Here is a 17,480-nt window from a genome sequence, read left to right as displayed (position 1 = left end):
GACCGCCGTGCCCCCCGGCCCGGGCCCGCCGGCCTGCGGCCGGGACATTCCGTGGCCGGAGAGGAGCGAACGGGTGGCAGTCCGGACGCCGGCGCTCGACACGTTTCCATCCCTCCGCGCCTGGCAGCGCAAGGCTCTGGTGGAGTACCTGCGCCGTCGGGCTGAGGACTTCACCGCGGTCGCCACCCCCGGGGCCGGAAAGACCACCTTCGCCCTGCGCATCGCCGCCGAACTGCTCGCCGACGGCAGCGTCGAGGCGGTCACCGTGGTCGCGCCGACCGAACACCTGAAGACCCAGTGGGCGGAGGCGGCGGCCCGGGTGGGCATCCAACTCGACGCCGCCTTCCGCAACGCCGACCTGCACTCCTCGGCCGACTTCCACGGTGCCGTGGTCACCTACGCGCAGGTCGGAATGGCACCGCAGGTGCACCGGCGGCGCACCATGACCCGCCGGACCCTGGTCATCCTCGACGAGATCCACCACGCCGGTGACTCGCGTACCTGGGGGGACGGGGTGAAAGCGGCCTTCGAGCCGGCGGTACGCCGGCTGATGCTCACCGGTACGCCCTTCCGGTCCGACGACAACCCCATCCCGTTCGTCAGCTACGAGCGGGGCGGTGACGGCCTGCTGCGTTCCCGGGCCGACTCGGTCTACGGCTACAGCGACGCGCTGCGCGACGGCGTGGTACGGCCGGTGCTGTTCCTGGCGTACTCGGGTGAGACCCGGTGGCGGACCAACGCCGGGGAGGAACTGGCGGCCCGGCTGGGCGAACCGATGACGCAGGATCTCATCGCCCAGGCGTGGCGTACCGCCCTGGATCCGGCGGGCGACTGGATGCCGCAGGTGCTGCGGGCGGCCGACGCCCGGCTGACCGTGCTGCGGGAGGCGGGCATGCCCGACGCGGGCGGCCTCGTCATCGCCAGTGACCAGCAGACGGCCCGCTCGTACGCCAGGCTCATCGAGCAGGTGACTGGGGAGCGGGCGGCCGTGGTGCTCTCCGACGACGCGGGTGCCTCGGCCCGGATCGCGACGTTCGCGGCGTCCGAGCAACGATGGCTGGTCGCGGTGCGAATGGTGTCCGAAGGCGTCGACATCCCCCGGCTGGCCGTCGGTGTGTACGCGACAAGTGCCAGCACCCCGTTGTACTTCGCGCAGGCGATCGGGCGCTTCGTCCGGGCCCGACGCCCGGGGGAGACCGCGTCGGTCTTCCTGCCCAGCGTGCCGCACCTGCTCGGGCTGGCCAGTGAGATGGAGGCCGAGCGGGACCACGTGCTCGGCAAACCCAAGGACCGCGAGGGCTTCGACGACGAACTGCTGGACCGGGCTCAGCGCGACGAGCAGGCCAGCGGTGAACTGGAGAAGCGTTTCGCCGCGCTGTCCGCCACGGCGGAACTGGATCAGGTGATCTTCGACGGGGCCTCGTTCGGTACGGCGGCCCAGGCCGGCACCCCCGAGGAGGAGGAGTATCTCGGCCTGCCCGGGCTGCTCACCTCGGAACAGGTGGCGTCACTGCTCGCCAAACGACAGGCCGACCAGCTCGCTGCCCAGCGACGTCGGGCGACCGAGCGAAGGACGGAATCCGCGGCGCCAGCGTCCGCTCCGCCGGCACCGATGAGCGCCGCCCAGCGCCGGGTGGCCCTACGCCGCCAGCTCAACGCCCTGGTCGCGGCCCAGCACCACCGCACCGGCCAGCCCCACGGCAAGATCCACGCTGAGTTGCGCCGGATCTGCGGCGGCCCACCCAGCGCCCAGGCCACCATTGAGCAACTGGAAGAACGCATAGCCACCGTCCAGACCCTCTGACACCGCCCACCCCACCGACCCCACCCCCTCCATGGGCACCGGACGGCCCCCGCCGCCCCGTCATCGTGGGGGCGGTTTCGGGACGCGAACCTCTTGGTCCACCAAGGCCAGGGCATGGAAAAGCCGGCCGGAGACACCCTGTGGGTGTCTCCGGCCGGCTTGTGTCGGTCGCTCAGGCCTCAGTTGGCCATCAGGTCAGCGCCGCGCCAGGTGAACTCCGGGTCCGTCGCGTACCGCACGGTGATCTTGACGAGATCCTCGGCGTACTTGTTGGCGTGGTGCCCACAGAACACCAGCTCACTGCCACCCGCCAGGGTGATCCGGAGCTTGCCGGCGGCATTGCAGCGGTCGCACCGTTCATCGGCGGCCGGGGGGCTCACCGTCTCGGGCGGCGGCGTGAGGGTCGGGGTCATCGCCTTCCTCCTCTGGTCGTCACCGATGAACACTCTCTTCGGTCTTGGTCACCTATCGTGCAACACCCTTGTCGGGCCTCGCCTTCCCTGTGTGCCCGCGGGGGACCGAGGTCACACCTGGCACGGATAGTGTGCCGTGCACCCAGGGTGCCACGTCAACGATCACATTCGTGCAACCACCTGATCACCATCCGACGTTGTACGCCAGGTGGTCAAAACGGCACGATCAGTTGACGGATGCTGATCAGTCGAGGTAGTCCCGGAGAACCTGGGAACGCGAGGGATGCCGGAGCTTGGACATCGTCTTGGATTCGATCTGCCGGATCCGTTCGCGGGTCACTCCGTAGACCTGACCGATCTCGTCCAGGGTACGCGGTTGGCCGTCGGTCAGCCCGAACCGCAGACGTACCACACCCGCCTCACGCTCGGACAACGTCTGCAGCACCTGCTGGAGCTGGTCCTGAAGCAGAGAGAACGAGACCGCGTCGACGGCGACCACGGCCTCCGAGTCCTCGATGAAGTCACCGAGCTGGCTGTCGCCCTCGTCACCGATGGTCTGGTCGAGCGAGATGGGCTCCCGGGCGTACTGCTGGATCTCCAGCACCTTCTCCGGTGTGATGTCCATCTCCTTGGCCAACTCCTCCGGCGTGGGCTCCCGGCCCAGATCCTGGAGCAGCTCGCGCTGTATCCGGCCCAGCTTGTTGATCACCTCGACCATGTGGACCGGGATGCGGATGGTGCGGGCCTGGTCGGCCATGGCGCGGGTGATGGCCTGTCGGATCCACCAGGTGGCGTAGGTGGAGAACTTGTAGCCCTTGGTGTAGTCGAACTTCTCCACGGCCCGGATGAGGCCGAGGTTGCCTTCCTGGATGAGGTCGAGGAAGGCCATGCCCCGGCCCGTGTACCGCTTGGCCAGCGAGACGACCAGGCGGAGGTTCGCCTCCAGCAGGTGGTTCTTGGCCCGCTCACCGTCCCGGGAGATCCACAGCAGGTCGCGCTGCATGTCGCGGGCGAGCTTCTCCTCGCCCTCGTCGGCGGCCCGCAGCCGCTCGGCGGCGTAGAGCCCGGCCTCGATCCGCTTGGCCAGCTCCACCTCCTGCTCGGCGTTGAGCAGCGGGACCTTGCCGATCTGCTTGAGGTACGCCCGGACCGAGTCCGCCGAGGCGGTCAGCTCGGCGTCCCGACGCGCCTGCTTGAGCGCCTCGGACTCCTCGTCGTCCCACTCGAAGTCGTTGTCGGTGGCGGAGTTCGCCGCGTCGGCCGCGGCGGCCTGGGCCAGCTCCGCCGGCTCCTCGACCACCACGTCCTCGATCTCAGCGGCGAGTTCCTCCGGATTGACCTCGCCCTCGGCCGCCTCGCCCTCGGCTGCGTTGGCCGGCTTCGCCGCGCCCGCCGCGGCGGCCACCGTCGCCTTGGTGGCCCGGGTGGACTTCTTGGCCGGCGCGGCGGCCTTGGCGGCCACTGCCGCGGTGGTCCCGGCCGCCTTGCGGGAGGTCGCCTTCCGCGGTGCCGGTGCCGATGCCTCCTCGGCCGCAGGCGCCTGCTTCGGGGCGGGCGCGGCCGCCTTCTTGGTGGTCTTGGCGGTGGTGGCCCGGGACGCGGGGGTGGCGGACCGGGCGGCGGCGACCCGGCGGCGGGTGCTGGCCGAGCCGTCGACCACGACGGTCACCCCGGCCTCGGAAAGCGCCCGCAGGATCTTCTTGGCCTGGGCCGGAGTCACCTCGGCGGACTCGACGGTGCGCGCGAGCTGGGCCGACGTGAGCTGGCCGCCGGCGCTCTGCGCGTGGGCGATCAAAGTGTCGGTGAGCGAGCGAACGTCGGCGCCGGTCTGGCGGGGTTCTGTCACGAATGACCTTCCGGAGGCGAAGAGCGAGCACGGCCGGGTTCGTCCGACGCAGCGTAGGGCACCGCGCCGGGCGATGTGGTTGAGGAACCCCCGTGTCCCGGGCCGGCCGGTTGTCGGGCGGCCCGTGGCGCGTGGGCAGGGGTGAATTGTAACGCCGTCTGCGGCGATCATCCTGCGCCGCACGGCTGATCGGCGGTCGGGACCGCCGATTCGGTGCGCTTTTGGACTTTGTAAGGATGATACCCGCGCGGAAGCCGGATACCTGGCCGTGCGGGAAGGGAACGGATATGGAGCGCGCGGCGCCACCGCCACCGCAACTGCTGGAGATCGCGATCGAGGTGGCCCGGGGCGCGGCGGCCACCGCGTACCGGATGCGGACCGAAGGCGTCTCGGTCGCGGCGACCAAGAGCACCGTCACCGACGTGGTGACCGCGGCTGACCGGGCCGTGGAGCGTCAGATCACCGCCGAACTGCGCCGGCTGCGGCCGGATGACGCCGTGTTGGGCGAGGAGTACGGTGCCGCGGCCAGTGGCGACGGCCCGCGTGCCCGGGTGCGGTGGATCGTCGACCCGATCGACGGCACCGTCAACTACCTGTACGGCCTGACGCACTGCGCGGTGTCCATCGCCGCGGAGGTGGACGGCGAGGTGGTGGCGGGTGTGGTGCGCAACATCCACACCGGCGAGGAGTGGACCGCGACCGTCGGCGGGGGTGCCTGGCGGGCGGGTCGGCGGCTGCACTGCTCCACCGAGACCGATCTCGGTCAGGCGCTGGTGATCACCGGCTTCGGCTACGACGCCGCCCGCCGGGTTCACCAGGCCCGCGTACTGGCCGAGCTGATTCCGCACGTGCGCGACATCCGCCGTCTCGGCGCCGCGGCGGTCGATCTCTGCCTGGTCGCCGAGGGGCGGGCCGACGCCTACTACGAGAAGGGTCTGGCCGCCTGGGACCAGGCCGCCGGGGCGCTGGTGGCCACCGAGGCCGGTCTGCGGGTCGGTGGGCTCAAGGGGGTGGCCCCCGGGCCGGAGATGGTCGTTGCCGCCCCACCGGCGCTGTTCGACGCGTTGCACGACCGCCTGGCCGCCCTGGACGCCTCCGGCGGCCCCTGAGGCCGCCTGGTGCCCGGTCGGACCCGCTCGAAGACCCGGCGGTCAGCCGTCGACCGGCATCGGGCAGGAACCGGGCGGGGCGACCGGGGCACCCAGGTCGCCCAGCGACTGGTTGACCTCGGTGATGGTGGCCAACTGCTGGAAGCTGCCGCCCAGGACCACGTCGACGATGTCGTCCTCGCGCTTGGGGTCGTACTCCAGTTCGGCGTCGCCGAGGAAGTACGCCCGCAGCAGGTGCGCCGAGCCGACTCCCTTCGGCCCGTAGCGCAGCACCGCCACGTCGTCGATCTTCTTCTTCTGGGTCGCTTCCTTCTGCACCTGGAAGTCGCGGTTACGGAAGTCGCCCGCGACGTCGGCGGCCAGACCGGGACGATCCGTGCCGTTCAGCACGTTGATCTTGACGTCCTTGTGGTCGCGCAGGGTGACGTCGGCGCGCGGCCAGTCGTCCGGACAACCCGCACCGGCGCCGGCGTTGCTCTGGGTGTCCCGGACCAGGGCGACGACCACGAAGACCAGGGCGACCACCGCCAGTAAACCGACGACAACGAGTGCTCGCACTCGCGCAAAGCTCATCAGGTCACTCCCGGGCAGTGGTGGGTGGCGGCGGCCGACCATCGGGCCGTTCCGTCGGTCGTCGGGTACGCCGCTGAGGTTAACGGGTGTCCGACCGTCGCGTGGAAACAGTCCGACATGCCGGCGCGCCACCGGAGAACGGGGTAGTACTACCCCTATCTTCGTGTCGCCTGAGTCACATTGGGAACAACTTCCCGTGCAGGGGCGTACATCTCAGCCACGAGGGCGGTATACATGCCTCGCCCAAAGGGGGGGTAGGGTTCCGCGCTCGCCGGGGAGATCCTCTGGCGGTCTGGTCCGAGCGGTCGTCGGGTCAGGTGGCCGACACTAGCGGTAGCCGGCCAGCGGAACCGAAACAGCGTCGTCCGGCGTTACAACCGGAAGCGACAACATCGAAATGGGAGAGTGAAACCGATGGCCACCGACTACGACGCTCCGCGCCGCGACGAGGTCGACCTCGGCGAGGACAGCCTGGAAGAGCTCAAGGCCCGGCGCGTCGACTCGCAGTCGGGCGCCGTGGACGTCGACGAGGCCGAAGTGGCTGAGAGCTTCGAGCTGCCCGGGGCCGACCTTGCCGACGAGGAACTGACGGTCAAGGTGCTACCGATGCAGCAGGACGAGTTCCGCTGCGCCCGCTGCTTCCTGGTGCACCACCGCAGCCAGCTCGCGGTGGAACGCAACGGCGAGCTGATCTGCCGAGAGTGCGTCTGACCGCAGGGCGACGACCACGACCATGGCGGCGACTCCCAAGTGGAGTCGCCGCCGCCCGGCTCGGCGAGCGCGACGCCGCGCAACCTGGTTGACTCGATAGCCATGAGCGAGCGAATCGGCGGGCGCGGCGCCGTGGTGCGGTCATGAGCGAGGACAGCGAGCGCACCGAGGACCGCGACGAGTTGGGCAAGACCGTCGCGGCGCTGACCGCCGACGAGATCGAGCCGGCAAGACGGCGTCAACTGCTCACCCGGCTGGTCGGCCAGGCTCGGGCCCGGGGGATCGGCGACCTGTTCAAGCCGAGGGCCGCGCTGCGCTGGATGGTGGACACCGTCGCGGAGATCGCCCCGCACGTGCCGGTTCGGGACCTGGCCACCCTGCGCCGCCATTTTCCCGGGCTGTCGGACGAGGAACTGGCCGACCGGCTGGTCCGCAACGCCTCCCGGGCCACGGCGGGGGTCGGCGCGGCCGGCGGCGGAGCCTCGGCGGTGCAGTGGACCGTGACACCGACCCTGCTGTCCGCTCCGGTACTGCTCGCCGCCGAGACGGTCGCGGTGGTGGCGGTGGAGCTGAAGTTGACCGGTGAGCTGCACGAGATCTACGGCCTACCGCTGCCGGCCGGCGGCACCGAGCGGACGATCGCGTTGGTGCAGGCATGGGCCAGCCAGCGCGGCGTCAACCCGATGATGCCCGGCGCCGGCGTGGGCGCCGTGCTGGGTACGGCCGCCCGGAACGAGCTGCGGGACACGCTGCTCAAGCGGTTCGGCCGCAACCTCACCACGCTCGGTCCCTTCCTCACCGGAGCCGCGGTGGCGAGCTACCTGAACCGGCGGGCGACCCGGACGCTGGCCGACCAGCTCCGCGCCGACCTGCGTCGGCAGCGGCACAGCCTGCCCGGTGCGTCGCCCACCCCGCCGGCCCTGCCGGAGTCGTCCTGACCGCCGGCAGCGGCGTCGGCGGACAGCGCACGGTCCGGTGAGCGGTGGCGGCTCGGATCAGCGGGCCGCGTCCCGCGCGGCCAGCAGCGCTTCGGCCAGCTCGACCGGGTGGCGGGAACTGACCACCCAGAACGGCGTAGGGTCGGCCGGGTCGTTCAGGACCACCTGGACGGCACCGGGGACCCACGGGCGCTGGACGACGAACGCCAGCGGATCGGCGCCTACACCGAGCACCTCACGCCGCCCCGCGGCGTCCAGCGCGACGGCGTCCGCGACGAACCGGACGGGCAGCCGGGCGTCGTCGACCCGCAGCTCCGCGTCGGTCACCGCGACCCGGATCCGGCCCAACCACGCCAGCCCGGCGGCAGCGGCGGGCAGCAGCACCGCGAACGGCAGCCAGGCGCGCGCACCGGCCGCGCCCATCCACACCTCCACGGCGAGCAGGGCGGCGGCCGCGAGCCCGGCGAGCCACAACCACCAGGGCAGCCGCAGGCGCTCGGCGTACGCCGGGGGGGCCGAGACGGACGAAGGTGACGCTGACTGGCTCACTCGTGCCAGGGTACGGCGCGGCGGCCCTCGGGTACCGGGCAGGATGACAGGGTCACCCCCAGCGGAACGGACGAAAGAGGGACATCGTGACCGACGTGGTGCCCGTGCCGGTCCGGCGGCTCGATCCCGAGCTGCCGATGCCGGCGTACGCCCATCCCGGTGACGCCGGTGCCGATCTGGTGGCGGCCGCCGACGTGGAGCTGCCACCGGGCGGTCGGGCGCTGGTGCCGACCGGCGTGGCGATCGCCCTGCCCGAGGGGTACGTGGGCCTGGTCCATCCCCGATCGGGGCTCGCGGCCAGACTCGGCGTGACGGTGCTCAACGCGCCCGGTACGGTCGACGCCGGCTACCGGGGTGAGATCCTGGTCAACCTGATCAACCACGATCGGGCCGCGGCGGTGAAGATCGCCCGGGGTGACCGGATCGCGCAGCTGATCGTGCAGCGGGTGGAACGAGCGATCTTCCAGCCGGTGGCCGAGCTGCCCGCGTCCGGACGCGGGACCGGCGGGCACGGCTCCACCGGCGGGCACGCCGGGCTGGTACCGCCGCCGGCCACGGACGGCGCGAACGGAAAAGATGGCACCGTGAGTGCGAACAGCGGAGGTTGGACGCAGTGATCTTCTCCCGGAAGCGGGCCGCGGGACGGCACGCCCTTGACGAGCGGGCCACGAACCTGCCCGAGACCGAGGACGCCCCGTCGGTTCCGGCGGAGCCGGCGCGCGGGCCGTACGACGTCACCGAGGCCCCGACCGAGGTGCAGCGGCTCGACCTGGGCAGCCTGCAGATTCCGGCGGTGCCCGAGGTCGAGGTGCGGGTGCAGGCCGACCAGCAGGGGGTGGTCCAGCAGGTCGTGCTGGTGCACGGCCAGAGCGCCCTGCAACTGGGCGTCTTCGCGGCCCCGCGGTCCGAGGGGATCTGGGACGAGGTACGGGAAGAGATCCGCCAGTCGCTGGTCGCCGACGGCGCCGCCGCGCAGGAGGCCACCGGCGAGTACGGCACCGAGCTGCACGCCCGGGTACGCACCGAGGACGGCCTGACCGATCTGCGGTTCGTCGGCATCGACGGCCCGCGCTGGATGGTTCGGGCGGTCTACCAGGGCGCGGCGGCCACCGATCCGTCCGCCGCCGGTCCGTTGACCCGCTGCCTGGACGGGCTGGTCGTCGACCGGGGTGTGGAGGCCAAGCCGGTGCGTGAGCCGCTGCCGCTGCGGCTGCCCCGGGAGGCGGGAGAGGCCGCAGCGGCCGGTCCGGCCGACGCCGCGTCGGCGCCCGGGAACCGCTGATCGGCCAGCAGCGGCCCCGCGCCCGCGCGGGTGCCCGGCCCGGCCGCAGGAGCGCTTCCGGTGCGCCGGGAACGGCCTGTCCGGCGTACGCTGGCGGGTGCCGTCGCGGCAGTTGTCCGGCGGCGGTGGCTTCCGAGACCGGCCAACCGGTGTGGAGAGGGTGACGCGGAGCACATGGCCACCGACGAGGGTCGGGGTTCGCTGCGGCGGATGTTGCGACGGCTGACCGCGAGCGAGGCCGAGATCGAGGCGCAACAGCTGCAGCGGGAGAGTGCCCGCTGCGGCGCGATGCCGGTGTTGCAGTGCGGTCGGGGGCAGGTGGTGTCGGTCAGTGGCCGCCTGCGTACCGTCGTCTACACCCCCCGGACGAACCTGCCGGCGCTGGAGGCGGATCTCTACGACGGCAGTGACGTCGTGACCCTGGTCTGGCTCGGGCGGCGGCACATCGTCGGCATCGAGCCGGGCCGGCACCTGACGGCCCGGGGGCGGGTCGCGGTGCGCGACGACCGCAAGGTGATCTACAACCCGTACTACGAGCTGGAGCCGTCGAAGTGAACCTGCGGGCGTTGCGGATGGACAGCGGGCGATGACGACCGGACAGCAGCCGGCGACCCAGCCGGAGACCGGGCCGGTGGACGAGGAGCGGCTGCCCACCGTCGCCGAGCAGATGGCCGACCAGCTCGGCGGTTGGCGAGGGCTGGCCGAGTCCAGCGTCCCGGTGGTGGTCTTCGTGATCGCCAACATCGTCACCGACCTGCGGCCAGCGGTGATCGCCTCGGTGGCGGTGGCGCTGCTGATCGGTGGGCTGCGGTTGGCTCAGCGCCGACCGGTGCGGCACGCGGTCAACGGGCTGGTCGGCATCGGGATCGGCGCCGCCATCGCCTGGCGTACCGGCGACGCGCGTGACTTCTACCTGCCGGGGATCCTCTACGGCATCGGCTACGGCCTGGCCCTGCTGCTGTCGGCGGTGATCCGGCAACCGCTGGTCGGCTGGATCTGGTCGGTGCTGGTGGCCAAGGGCAGCTCGCAGTGGCGCGACGACCCCCTGCTGGTGCGCACCTTCACCAGGCTGACCGTGCTGTGGGGCGTCGTCTGGCTGGCCAAGGTGGGCGTGCAGGCCGGCATCTACCTGGCGGCCCGCCGGTTCGACCAGCTTGGCGACGAGGCCGCCGCCGCCGACATGGAGACCGCCCTCGGGGTGGCGCGGCTGGCCCTGGGCTACCCGCCGTACGTGCTGCTGTTGCTGATCACGGTCTGGACGGTGCGGCGGGTGACCCGCGAGCACCGCACGGAGCCACTGCCGAGCTGAGCCGCCCCGGCGGTCGGGGTGCCGGGGCCCGACCCGGCGCAGTGGTCAGCGTGACTCGCGGGTGCGCTCGACGCTGTCCGGGCCGAGCACCACCGCCCGTACCGCGTCCTCCACCTCGGCGGTGCAGACGAAGACCAGCTCGTCGCCGGCCTCGAGCGGGTCGTCCGGGCTGGGTACCAGGACGCGCTTGCCGCGCAGGATCGCCACCAGCGCGGAGTCCCGGGGCAGGGGCACCTCGCGCAGCGGGTGCCCGACGTAGGGCGCGGTCGGCGGCAGGGTGATCTCGACCAGGTTCGCCTCGCCCTGCCGGAACGTCATCAGCCGGACCAGGTCGCCGACGGTGACCGCCTCCTCGACCAGCGCGGCCATCACCCGGGGCTTGCTGACCGCCACGTCCACGCCCCACTGCTCGGTGAACAGCCACTCGTTCTCGGCCCGGTTGACCCGGGCGACCACCCGGGGCACCGCGAACTCGGTCTTGGCCAGCAGCGAGACCACCAGGTTCACCTTGTCGTCGCCGGTGGCCGCGACCACCACGTCGCAGCCGGCCAGCTCGGCCTCCTCCAGGCTGGCCAGCTCGCAGGCGTCGGCCAGCACCCATTCGGCGTCCGGCACGCGGGCCGGCCGGAGCATCCGGGGTTGCCGTTCGATGAGCATCACCTGGTGCCCGTTCTCGATCAGCTCCTGGGCGATGGAGCGGCCCACGTTGCCGGCGCCGGCGATAGCGACCCGCATGATCACTGACCCCCTTCCGGCGTCGCCGCCACGGATGTGACCGCCGCCACCATGTCGTCGGTGACCAGCATGAAGATCTGGTCGCCCTCCTGCACCACGCTGGCCACCGTCGGCAGCGTGCCGATGCCGAAGCGGATCAGGTACGCCACCCGGGCGCCGGTCGCCTCCTCCAGGGCCCGCACCGGGCGGCCGATCCAGTCCTTGTGCACCGGCACCTCGACGATCGAGACGGTGCTCGTCGGATCGCGGAAGATCTCCACGTTCCCTTCGGGCAGCAGGTGCCGCAGCATCCGGTCGGCCGTCCACCGGACGGTGGCCACGGTGGGGATGCCCAGTCGTTCGTAGACCTGCGCGCGGCGCTGGTCGTAGATGCGAGCCGCGACCCGGACCACACCGAACGTCTCGCGGGCCAACCGGGCCGAGATGATGTTGGAGTTGTCGCCGCTGGAGACGGCGGCGAAGGCGTCGGCCCGCTCGATGCCGGCCTGGCGCAACACATCGCCGTCGAAGCCGGCCCCGGTGACCGTGACCCCGGCGAAGTCGGGCCGCAGCCGGCGGAAGGCGTCCGCGTCCTGGTCGATGACCGCCACCGAGTGTCCCCGGGCCTCCAGGTTGTGAGCCAGGGTCGAGCCGACCCGGCCACAACCCATGATCACGACATGCACGCTGCCTCCCACGGTGCGTACCGCTGCGCCTCGTCGCCTGCGAGCCTGCCACGTCCGGGCCGCGGCCGGGGACCGACGGTACTCCCGCCTCGGTCACGCCCGTGACCGGCCACCCCACGTGCCCGTCGGCGGTGGCCGTACGCTTGGCCGTTGTGGCCCGATCCACCTCCCTGCTGAAGCGGCTGCTCGTCGGCCGGCCGTTCCGGTCCGACCGGCTCAAGCACACCCTCCTGCCGAAGCGCATCGCCCTGCCCGTCTTCGCCTCGGACGCGCTGTCGAGCGTGGCGTACGCGCCGGACGAGATCCTGCTGATGCTCTCCATCGCGGGCGCCTCGGCGTTCGTGTTCTCGCCGTGGGTCGCCCTCGGCGTGGTCGTGGTCATGCTGACCGTGGTGGCCAGCTACCGGCAGAACGTGCACGCGTACCCCTCGGGCGGTGGCGACTACGAGGTGGCGACGGTGAACCTCGGCCCGCGCGCCGGGGTGGGTGTGGCCAGTGCGCTGCTAGTCGACTACGTGCTGACCGTCGCGGTGTCGGTCTCGTCCGGGGTGGCCAACCTCGGCTCGGTGATCCCCTTCGTGGCGACGCACAAGGTGCTCATCGCGGTCTCCGCCGTGGTGCTGCTGACCGCGGTCAACCTGCGCGGGATCAAGGAGGCGGGCAGCGCGTTCGCCATCCCGACGTACGGCTTCATGATCGTCATCATCGGCATGATCCTCACCGGGCTGGTCCGGGTCGTCGTGCTCGGTGAGGACCTGCGCGCTCCCAGCGCCGACCTGGTGATCGCCGCCGAGTGGCACGACACCACCGGCTGGGCGATGGCGTTCCTGCTGCTACGCAGCTTCTCCTCCGGGTGCGCCGCGCTCACCGGTGTGGAGGCGATCTCCAACGGAGTGCCAGCGTTCAAGGCGCCGAAGAGCCGTAACGCCGCCACCACGCTGCTGATGCTCGGCCTGGTCGCGGTGAGCATGCTGGTCGGCATCGTCTGGCTGGCCCGGCTCACCGGGCTGCAGTTCGTCGAGGATCCCGCCCTGCAGATCGTCTCCGGCCCGGAGGGGTACGTGCAGAAGACGGTCACCGCGCAACTCGGTGAGACGATCTTCGGGCCCGGGTCGGTGCTGCTGTTCCTGGTCGTCGGGGTGACCGCGACGATCCTGTTCGTGGCCGCCAACACGGCCTTCACCGGTTTTCCGGTGCTCGGCTCGATCCTCGCCCAGGACCGCTACCTGCCCCGCCAGCTGCACACCCGGGGTGACCGGCTCGCCTTCTCCAACGGGATCCTCTTCCTGGCCGGTTTCGCGATCCTGTTGATCATCGGCTTCCAGGCCGAGGTGACCAAGCTCATCCAGCTCTACATCGTGGGTGTCTTCGTCTCGTTCACCCTCTCCCAGGCCGGGATGATCCGGCACTGGAACCGGTTGCTGCGCACCGAGCGGGACCCGCAGGTGCGGCGTCGGATGCTCCGGTCCCGGGCGATCAACAGCTTCGGCATGGCGATGACCGCCACGGTGCTGGTGATCGTGCTGATCACCAAGTTCCTGCTCGGCGCCTGGATCGCCATCGTCGCGATGGGGCTGATCTACGTGCTGATGCTGGCCATCCGCCGACACTACGACCGGGTGGCCGTCGAACTCGCCCCCGACGACGGGCGGCCGGTGCTGCCGGCCCGCAACCACGCGATCGTGCTGGTCAGCAAGCTGCACCAACCCACGTTGCGGGCGGTGGCGTACGCACAGGCCACCCGACCGGACACGCTCACCGCGGTGACCGTCAACGTCGACGACCACGACACCCGGCAGTTGCAGGCCGACTGGGACCGTCGCGGAGTGCCGATCCCGCTCACCGTGATCGACTCGCCGTACCGGGAGATCACCCGACCGATCCTGAACTACGTGGCCGGGGTCCGCCGGGAGTCGCCGCGCGACGTGGTCACGGTCTTCATCCCGGAGTACGTCGTGGGCCGCTGGTGGGAGAACCTGCTGCACAACCAGAGCGCGCTGCGGCTCAAGGGGCGGCTGCTGTTCGAACCGGGCGTGATGGTGACGAGCGTGCCGTGGCAGCTCGCCTCGACGGCCGGCAAGGACCTCGAGCGGATGGACGCCACGCTCGGCCGTGGGCCGGTGCGTGGGCCTCGGGTGGCGCCACGCGCCACCCTGCCGCCGCCCGCCGAGCGCGAGCCGTCGGACGGGGAGGCCCGGTGAGCGGGCTGGAGGAGGCCGAGCGGGTCGAGTTGACCGTGGCGGCCGTCGCTCCCGGAGGGCACTGCGTGGCCCGGGTGGACGGCCAGGTGGTCTTCGTCCGGCACGCCCTGCCGGGTGAACGGGTGCTGGCCGAGGTGACCGAGGTGCACCGGGGTTTCGTCCGGGCCGACGCGGTCACCGTGCTGGAGGCGGCACCGGACCGGGTGGACCCGCCCTGCCCGTACGCCCGACCGGGTCGGTGTGGCGGCTGCGACCTGCAACATGTCGCCCCGGACGCGCAGCTGCGCTGGAAGGCGGCGGTGGTCCGGGAGCAGCTCGTCCGCCTCGGCGGGCTGGACGAGGCCGACTGCGACGCACTGGACCTGCGGGTGACGGCGCTGCCCGGCGGTCCGCTCGGTTGGCGTTCCCGGGTCCGGTACGCGGTGGACGCGGCGGGTCGCGCCGGGCTGCTCAAGCACCGCTCCCACGAGGTGGTGCCGGTCGACCGCTGCCTGATCGCCCATCCGGCGATCCAGCAGCTGCCGGTGCTCACCTCCAGCGGGGCGAGCTGGCCGGACGCCGAGGCGGTGGAGACCGTCGCCACCACCGGCGGGGACGTGGCGGTGACCGCCGTGGCGGCCGGGGCCGGTCGGCGGGTCAGCGGCCCGGAACGGGTCCGGGAGCGGGCCGCCGGCCGCGAGTGGATGCTGCCCGCCTCGTCGTTCTGGCAGGTGCACCCCGCCGCCGCGGACACCCTCGTCGACGCGGTGCTGGAGCTGTCCGACCCCCGGCCGGGGGAGCGGGCCTGGGATCTCTACGGTGGCGCCGGCCTGTTCGCTGCCGCGTTGGCCCCCCGGGTCGGTGAGACCGGACGGGTCACCCTGGTCGAGGCGGCCGGTGACGGCGTCGCGGCGGCCCGGGAGAACCTGCGTGACCTGCCCGCCGTCGAGGTGGTGGCGGCCCGGGTGGAGACCGCCCTGGCCCGTCGCCGGGTCACCGGGCCGGTCGACGTGGTGGTGCTCGACCCGCCCCGGACCGGCGCCGGGGCGCGGGTGGTACGCGACGTGCTGGCCGCAAGGCCGCGCGCGGTGACCTACGTCGCCTGTGATCCGGCGGCCTTCGCGCGGGACCTGCGGGTCTTCACCGAGCTGGGGTGGCGGTTGGCGGCGCTGCGCGGGTACGACCTGTTCCCGATGACCCGGCACGTGGAACTGGTCGGGCTGCTGGTGCCGGCCTGACCGGCCCGTCCCCGTCCGGTGGTCGGGCTGCCACGGCCGCCGGGCAGCGGGGTCGCCACGCCGGCTACGGGTGCGCAGCTGACCAGGTGCTCAGGACCGGTGGTCGCCGCGCCCGGGCTGCGCGGCGGGCGAGGGCCGATAGACTCTGCGGTCATGAGTGTTGAAGAGGACACGGCCAACCACGGCCGGCTGCTGGCCACGGTGCACGGTCCCCAGGACGTCAAGCGGATGTCCGCCACCGAACTGGACATCCTCGCCGCCGAGATCCGCGACTTTCTGATCGCCAAGGTGTCGCGTACCGGTGGGCACATCGGGCCCAATCTGGGCGTGGTGGAACTCACCCTGGCCCTGCACCGGGTCTTCGACTCTCCCCGGGACCGGCTGCTGTTCGACACCGGCCACCAGGCGTACGTGCACAAGATCGTCACCGGCCGGCAGGGCGGGTTCGACCAGCTGCGCCAGCGTGGCGGGCTCTCCGGCTACCCCAACCAGGCCGAGAGCGAGCACGACCTCATCGAGAACTCGCACGCCTCGACCGCCCTGTCCTACGCCGACGGGCTGGCCAAGGCGTACGCGCTGCGTGGCGAGTCGCGCAGCGTCGTCGCCGTGGTGGGCGACGGGGCGTTGACCGGCGGCATGTGCTGGGAGGCGCTCAACAACATCGCCGCCACCGACAACCCGTTGGTCATCGTGGTCAACGACAACGGTCGCTCGTACGCGCCGACGATCGGTGGTCTGGCCCATCACCTCTCGACGCTGCGGCTCAACCCCGGCTACGAGAAGGTGCTGGACGCCGTCAAGGACGCCCTCGGCTCGACCCCGCTGGTCGGCAAGCCGATGTACGAGGTGCTGCACGCGGTCAAGAAGGGCATCAAGGACGCGGTCGCCCCGCAGGCGATGTTCGAGGATCTCGGCATCAAGTACGTCGGGCCGGTCGACGGGCATGACATCACCGCCGTCGAGACGGCCCTGCGGGCGGCCAAGAACTTCGGCGGTCCGGTGATCGTGCACGCGGTGACCCGCAAGGGCTACGGCTACCGCCCCGCCGAGGAGGACGAGGCGGACTGCTTCCACAGCCCCGGCGCCTTCGACATCACCGACGGCAAGGCCACCGCCGCGCCGTCGGTGAAGTGGACCCACGTCTTCGCCGACGAGCTGGTGGCGATCGCGGACGAGCGGCCCGACGTGGTGGGCATCACCGCGGCGATGGCCGAGCCGACCGGCATCGCGAAGCTGGCCCGCAAGTACCCGGAGCGCACCTACGACGTGGGCATCGCCGAGCAGCACGCCGCCACGTCGGCGGCGGGCCTGGCGCTCGGTGGCCTGCACCCGGTGGTGGCGGTCTACGCGACCTTCCTCAACCGGGCGTTCGACCAGGTCCTGCTGGACGTGGCGATGCACAAGCTGCCAGTCACCTTCGTGCTGGACCGGGCCGGGATCACCGGGCCCGACGGGCCGAGCCACTACGGCATCTGGGACATGTCGGTCTTCGGGGCGGTGCCGGGTCTGCGGATCGCGGCCCCCCGGGATGCCGCCACGCTGCGTGAGGAGCTGCGTGAGGCGGTCGCCGTCGACGACGGCCCGACGATCGTCCGCTTCCCGACCGGCGCGGTCGCCGCCGATCTGCCCGGTCTACGGCGGGTCGGTCCGGTCGACGTGCTGGCGGAGTCGGCGCGTACCGACGTGCTGCTGGTCGCGGTGGGGGCCTTCGGTCAGCTTGGCGTGGACGTCGCCGCCCGGGTCGCCGAGCAGGGCTACGGGGTGACCGTGGTCGACCCACGCTGGGTCCGTCCGGTCCCGACGGAGCTGGTCGAGCTGGCCAGCGAGCACCGGCTGGTGGTGACCGTCGAGGACGGCGTCCGCTCCGGCGGGGTGGGCGACGCGCTCGCCCAGGCCATGCGCGACGCCGATGTCCGGGTGCCGCTGCGGGACCTGGGCGTATCGGCCGGCTGGCATCCGCACGGCTCGCGCAGCCAGCTCCTGACCGACCTCGGCCTGACGGCTCAGGACGTGGCCCGCGACGTGACCGGCTGGATCTCCCGCCTCGACACCGAACCGGTCGACCCGCGCCACCTGACCGCCAACCCCACCCCCAACTGACCTTCCCACCCGGCCCCGCGCGAATGCC

17 protein-coding genes are annotated in these 17,480 nt (G+C 72.1%); 11 read left to right on the top strand and 6 right to left on the bottom strand.

Features of this window, described 5'->3' with window-relative positions:
* Positions 1–73 precede the first annotated feature (73 nt).
* Complete coding sequence (locus O7605_RS11860; protein WP_269739239.1) at positions 74–1,804, top strand: DEAD/DEAH box helicase; 1,731 nt, start codon at positions 74–76, stop codon at positions 1,802–1,804.
* Positions 1,805–1,983: 179 nt separating this feature from the next.
* Here the strand turns inward: O7605_RS11860 and O7605_RS11855 are convergent, their stop codons facing one another.
* Both O7605_RS11855 and O7605_RS11850 read right to left on the bottom strand, forming a co-directional pair.
* Positions 1,984–2,217 carry a DUF7455 domain-containing protein gene (locus tag O7605_RS11855; RefSeq protein WP_093410327.1) on the bottom strand — a complete coding sequence of 78 codons (234 nt, stop codon included), beginning with the start codon at positions 2,215–2,217 and terminating at the stop codon, positions 1,984–1,986.
* Positions 2,218–2,461: 244 nt separating this feature from the next.
* Positions 2,462–4,063, bottom strand: coding sequence for an RNA polymerase sigma factor (locus O7605_RS11850; protein WP_269739238.1), 1,602 nt, complete (start codon positions 4,061–4,063; stop codon positions 2,462–2,464).
* 287 nt (positions 4,064–4,350) lie between these two features.
* Here O7605_RS11850 and O7605_RS11845 point away from each other — a divergent pair, with 287 nt between their 5' ends.
* A complete protein-coding gene (locus O7605_RS11845) occupies positions 4,351–5,172 on the top strand; it encodes an inositol monophosphatase family protein (protein WP_269739237.1) in 822 nt (273 codons plus the stop codon).
* A 42-nt stretch (positions 5,173–5,214) separates the two neighbouring features.
* On the opposite strand, the gene O7605_RS11840 is transcribed toward O7605_RS11845, so the two are convergent.
* On the bottom strand, positions 5,215–5,730 hold the full coding sequence (locus tag O7605_RS11840) for a LytR C-terminal domain-containing protein (protein WP_269742607.1): 516 nt from the start codon (positions 5,728–5,730) through the stop codon (positions 5,215–5,217).
* 429 nt (positions 5,731–6,159) lie between these two features.
* Here O7605_RS11840 and O7605_RS11835 point away from each other — a divergent pair, with 429 nt between their 5' ends.
* Together O7605_RS11835 and O7605_RS11830 are read left to right on the top strand one after the other, a co-directional pair.
* Positions 6,160–6,456 carry a DUF4193 domain-containing protein gene (locus tag O7605_RS11835; RefSeq protein ID WP_007075406.1) on the top strand — a complete coding sequence of 99 codons (297 nt, stop codon included), beginning with the start codon at positions 6,160–6,162 and terminating at the stop codon, positions 6,454–6,456.
* A gap of 143 nt (positions 6,457–6,599) precedes the next feature.
* Positions 6,600–7,394: a hypothetical protein gene (locus O7605_RS11830; RefSeq protein ID WP_269739236.1), complete on the top strand. Its 795-nt coding sequence runs from the start codon at positions 6,600–6,602 to the stop codon at positions 7,392–7,394.
* 57 nt (positions 7,395–7,451) lie between these two features.
* Here the strand turns inward: O7605_RS11830 and O7605_RS11825 are convergent, their stop codons facing one another.
* Complete coding sequence (locus O7605_RS11825; RefSeq protein WP_164445572.1) at positions 7,452–7,943, bottom strand: DUF3093 domain-containing protein; 492 nt, start codon at positions 7,941–7,943, stop codon at positions 7,452–7,454.
* Positions 7,944–8,029: 86 nt separating this feature from the next.
* Here O7605_RS11825 and dut point away from each other — a divergent pair, with 86 nt between their 5' ends.
* The 4 genes from dut (at position 8,030) to O7605_RS11805 (ending at position 10,534) form a co-directional block, all read left to right on the top strand.
* Positions 8,030–8,560, top strand: coding sequence for a dUTP diphosphatase (dut, locus tag O7605_RS11820; RefSeq protein WP_269739235.1), 531 nt, complete (start codon positions 8,030–8,032; stop codon positions 8,558–8,560).
* Entirely contained in the window at positions 8,557–9,225 is a 669-nt protein-coding gene (locus tag O7605_RS11815; protein WP_269739234.1) for a DUF3710 domain-containing protein, read from the top strand. Before dut ends, O7605_RS11815 begins: the two co-directional genes overlap by 4 nt.
* A gap of 174 nt (positions 9,226–9,399) precedes the next feature.
* Positions 9,400–9,780 carry an OB-fold nucleic acid binding domain-containing protein gene (locus O7605_RS11810; RefSeq protein ID WP_269739233.1) on the top strand — a complete coding sequence of 127 codons (381 nt, stop codon included), beginning with the start codon at positions 9,400–9,402 and terminating at the stop codon, positions 9,778–9,780.
* A gap of 31 nt (positions 9,781–9,811) precedes the next feature.
* On the top strand, positions 9,812–10,534 hold the full coding sequence (locus O7605_RS11805) for a DUF3159 domain-containing protein (protein WP_269739232.1): 723 nt from the start codon (positions 9,812–9,814) through the stop codon (positions 10,532–10,534).
* 45 nt (positions 10,535–10,579) lie between these two features.
* Here O7605_RS11805 and O7605_RS11800 read toward each other — a convergent pair whose 3' ends face one another.
* Positions 10,580–11,275 (bottom strand): potassium channel family protein, encoded by a 696-nt coding sequence (locus O7605_RS11800; RefSeq protein WP_443083916.1) that lies wholly within the window; start codon positions 11,273–11,275, stop codon positions 10,580–10,582.
* Positions 11,272–11,934 carry a potassium channel family protein gene (locus O7605_RS11795; RefSeq protein WP_269739230.1) on the bottom strand — a complete coding sequence of 221 codons (663 nt, stop codon included), beginning with the start codon at positions 11,932–11,934 and terminating at the stop codon, positions 11,272–11,274. The genes O7605_RS11800 and O7605_RS11795 overlap by 4 nt, the downstream gene beginning before the upstream one ends.
* 152 nt (positions 11,935–12,086) lie before the next feature.
* Between O7605_RS11795 and O7605_RS11790 the strand changes: the two genes are divergently transcribed.
* The 3 genes from O7605_RS11790 (at position 12,087) to dxs (ending at position 17,452) form a co-directional block, all read left to right on the top strand.
* Positions 12,087–14,135 carry an APC family permease gene (locus O7605_RS11790; RefSeq protein WP_269739229.1) on the top strand — a complete coding sequence of 683 codons (2,049 nt, stop codon included), beginning with the start codon at positions 12,087–12,089 and terminating at the stop codon, positions 14,133–14,135.
* On the top strand, positions 14,132–15,352 hold the full coding sequence (locus O7605_RS11785) for a class I SAM-dependent RNA methyltransferase (RefSeq protein WP_269739228.1): 1,221 nt from the start codon (positions 14,132–14,134) through the stop codon (positions 15,350–15,352). Before O7605_RS11790 ends, O7605_RS11785 begins: the two co-directional genes overlap by 4 nt.
* Positions 15,353–15,505: 153 nt before the next feature.
* Entirely contained in the window at positions 15,506–17,452 is a 1,947-nt protein-coding gene (gene dxs, locus O7605_RS11780; protein WP_269739227.1) for a 1-deoxy-D-xylulose-5-phosphate synthase, read from the top strand.
* Positions 17,453–17,480: the final 28 nt, after the last annotated feature.

Source organism: Verrucosispora sp. WMMA2121, from assembly GCF_027460185.1.
GTDB classification, from domain to species: domain Bacteria; phylum Actinomycetota; class Actinomycetes; order Mycobacteriales; family Micromonosporaceae; genus Micromonospora; species Micromonospora palythoicola.
The sequence above is the reverse complement of the archived record's forward strand: the minus strand, read 5'-3'. Positions and strand labels throughout refer to the sequence as shown.

Coding starts and splice junctions, on each gene's coding strand:
- O7605_RS11855 (WP_093410327.1), bottom strand. CDS start 2,217: ATGACCCCGACCCTCACGCCGCCGCCCGAGACGGTGAGCCCCCCGGCC.
- O7605_RS11845 (WP_269739237.1), top strand. CDS start 4,351: ATGGAGCGCGCGGCGCCACCGCCACCGCAACTGCTGGAGATCGCGATC.
- O7605_RS11835 (WP_007075406.1), top strand. CDS start 6,160: ATGGCCACCGACTACGACGCTCCGCGCCGCGACGAGGTCGACCTCGGC.
- O7605_RS11830 (WP_269739236.1), top strand. CDS start 6,600: ATGAGCGAGGACAGCGAGCGCACCGAGGACCGCGACGAGTTGGGCAAG.
- O7605_RS11810 (WP_269739233.1), top strand. CDS start 9,400: ATGGCCACCGACGAGGGTCGGGGTTCGCTGCGGCGGATGTTGCGACGG.
- O7605_RS11805 (WP_269739232.1), top strand. CDS start 9,812: ATGACGACCGGACAGCAGCCGGCGACCCAGCCGGAGACCGGGCCGGTG.
- dxs (WP_269739227.1), top strand. CDS start 15,506: ATGAGTGTTGAAGAGGACACGGCCAACCACGGCCGGCTGCTGGCCACG.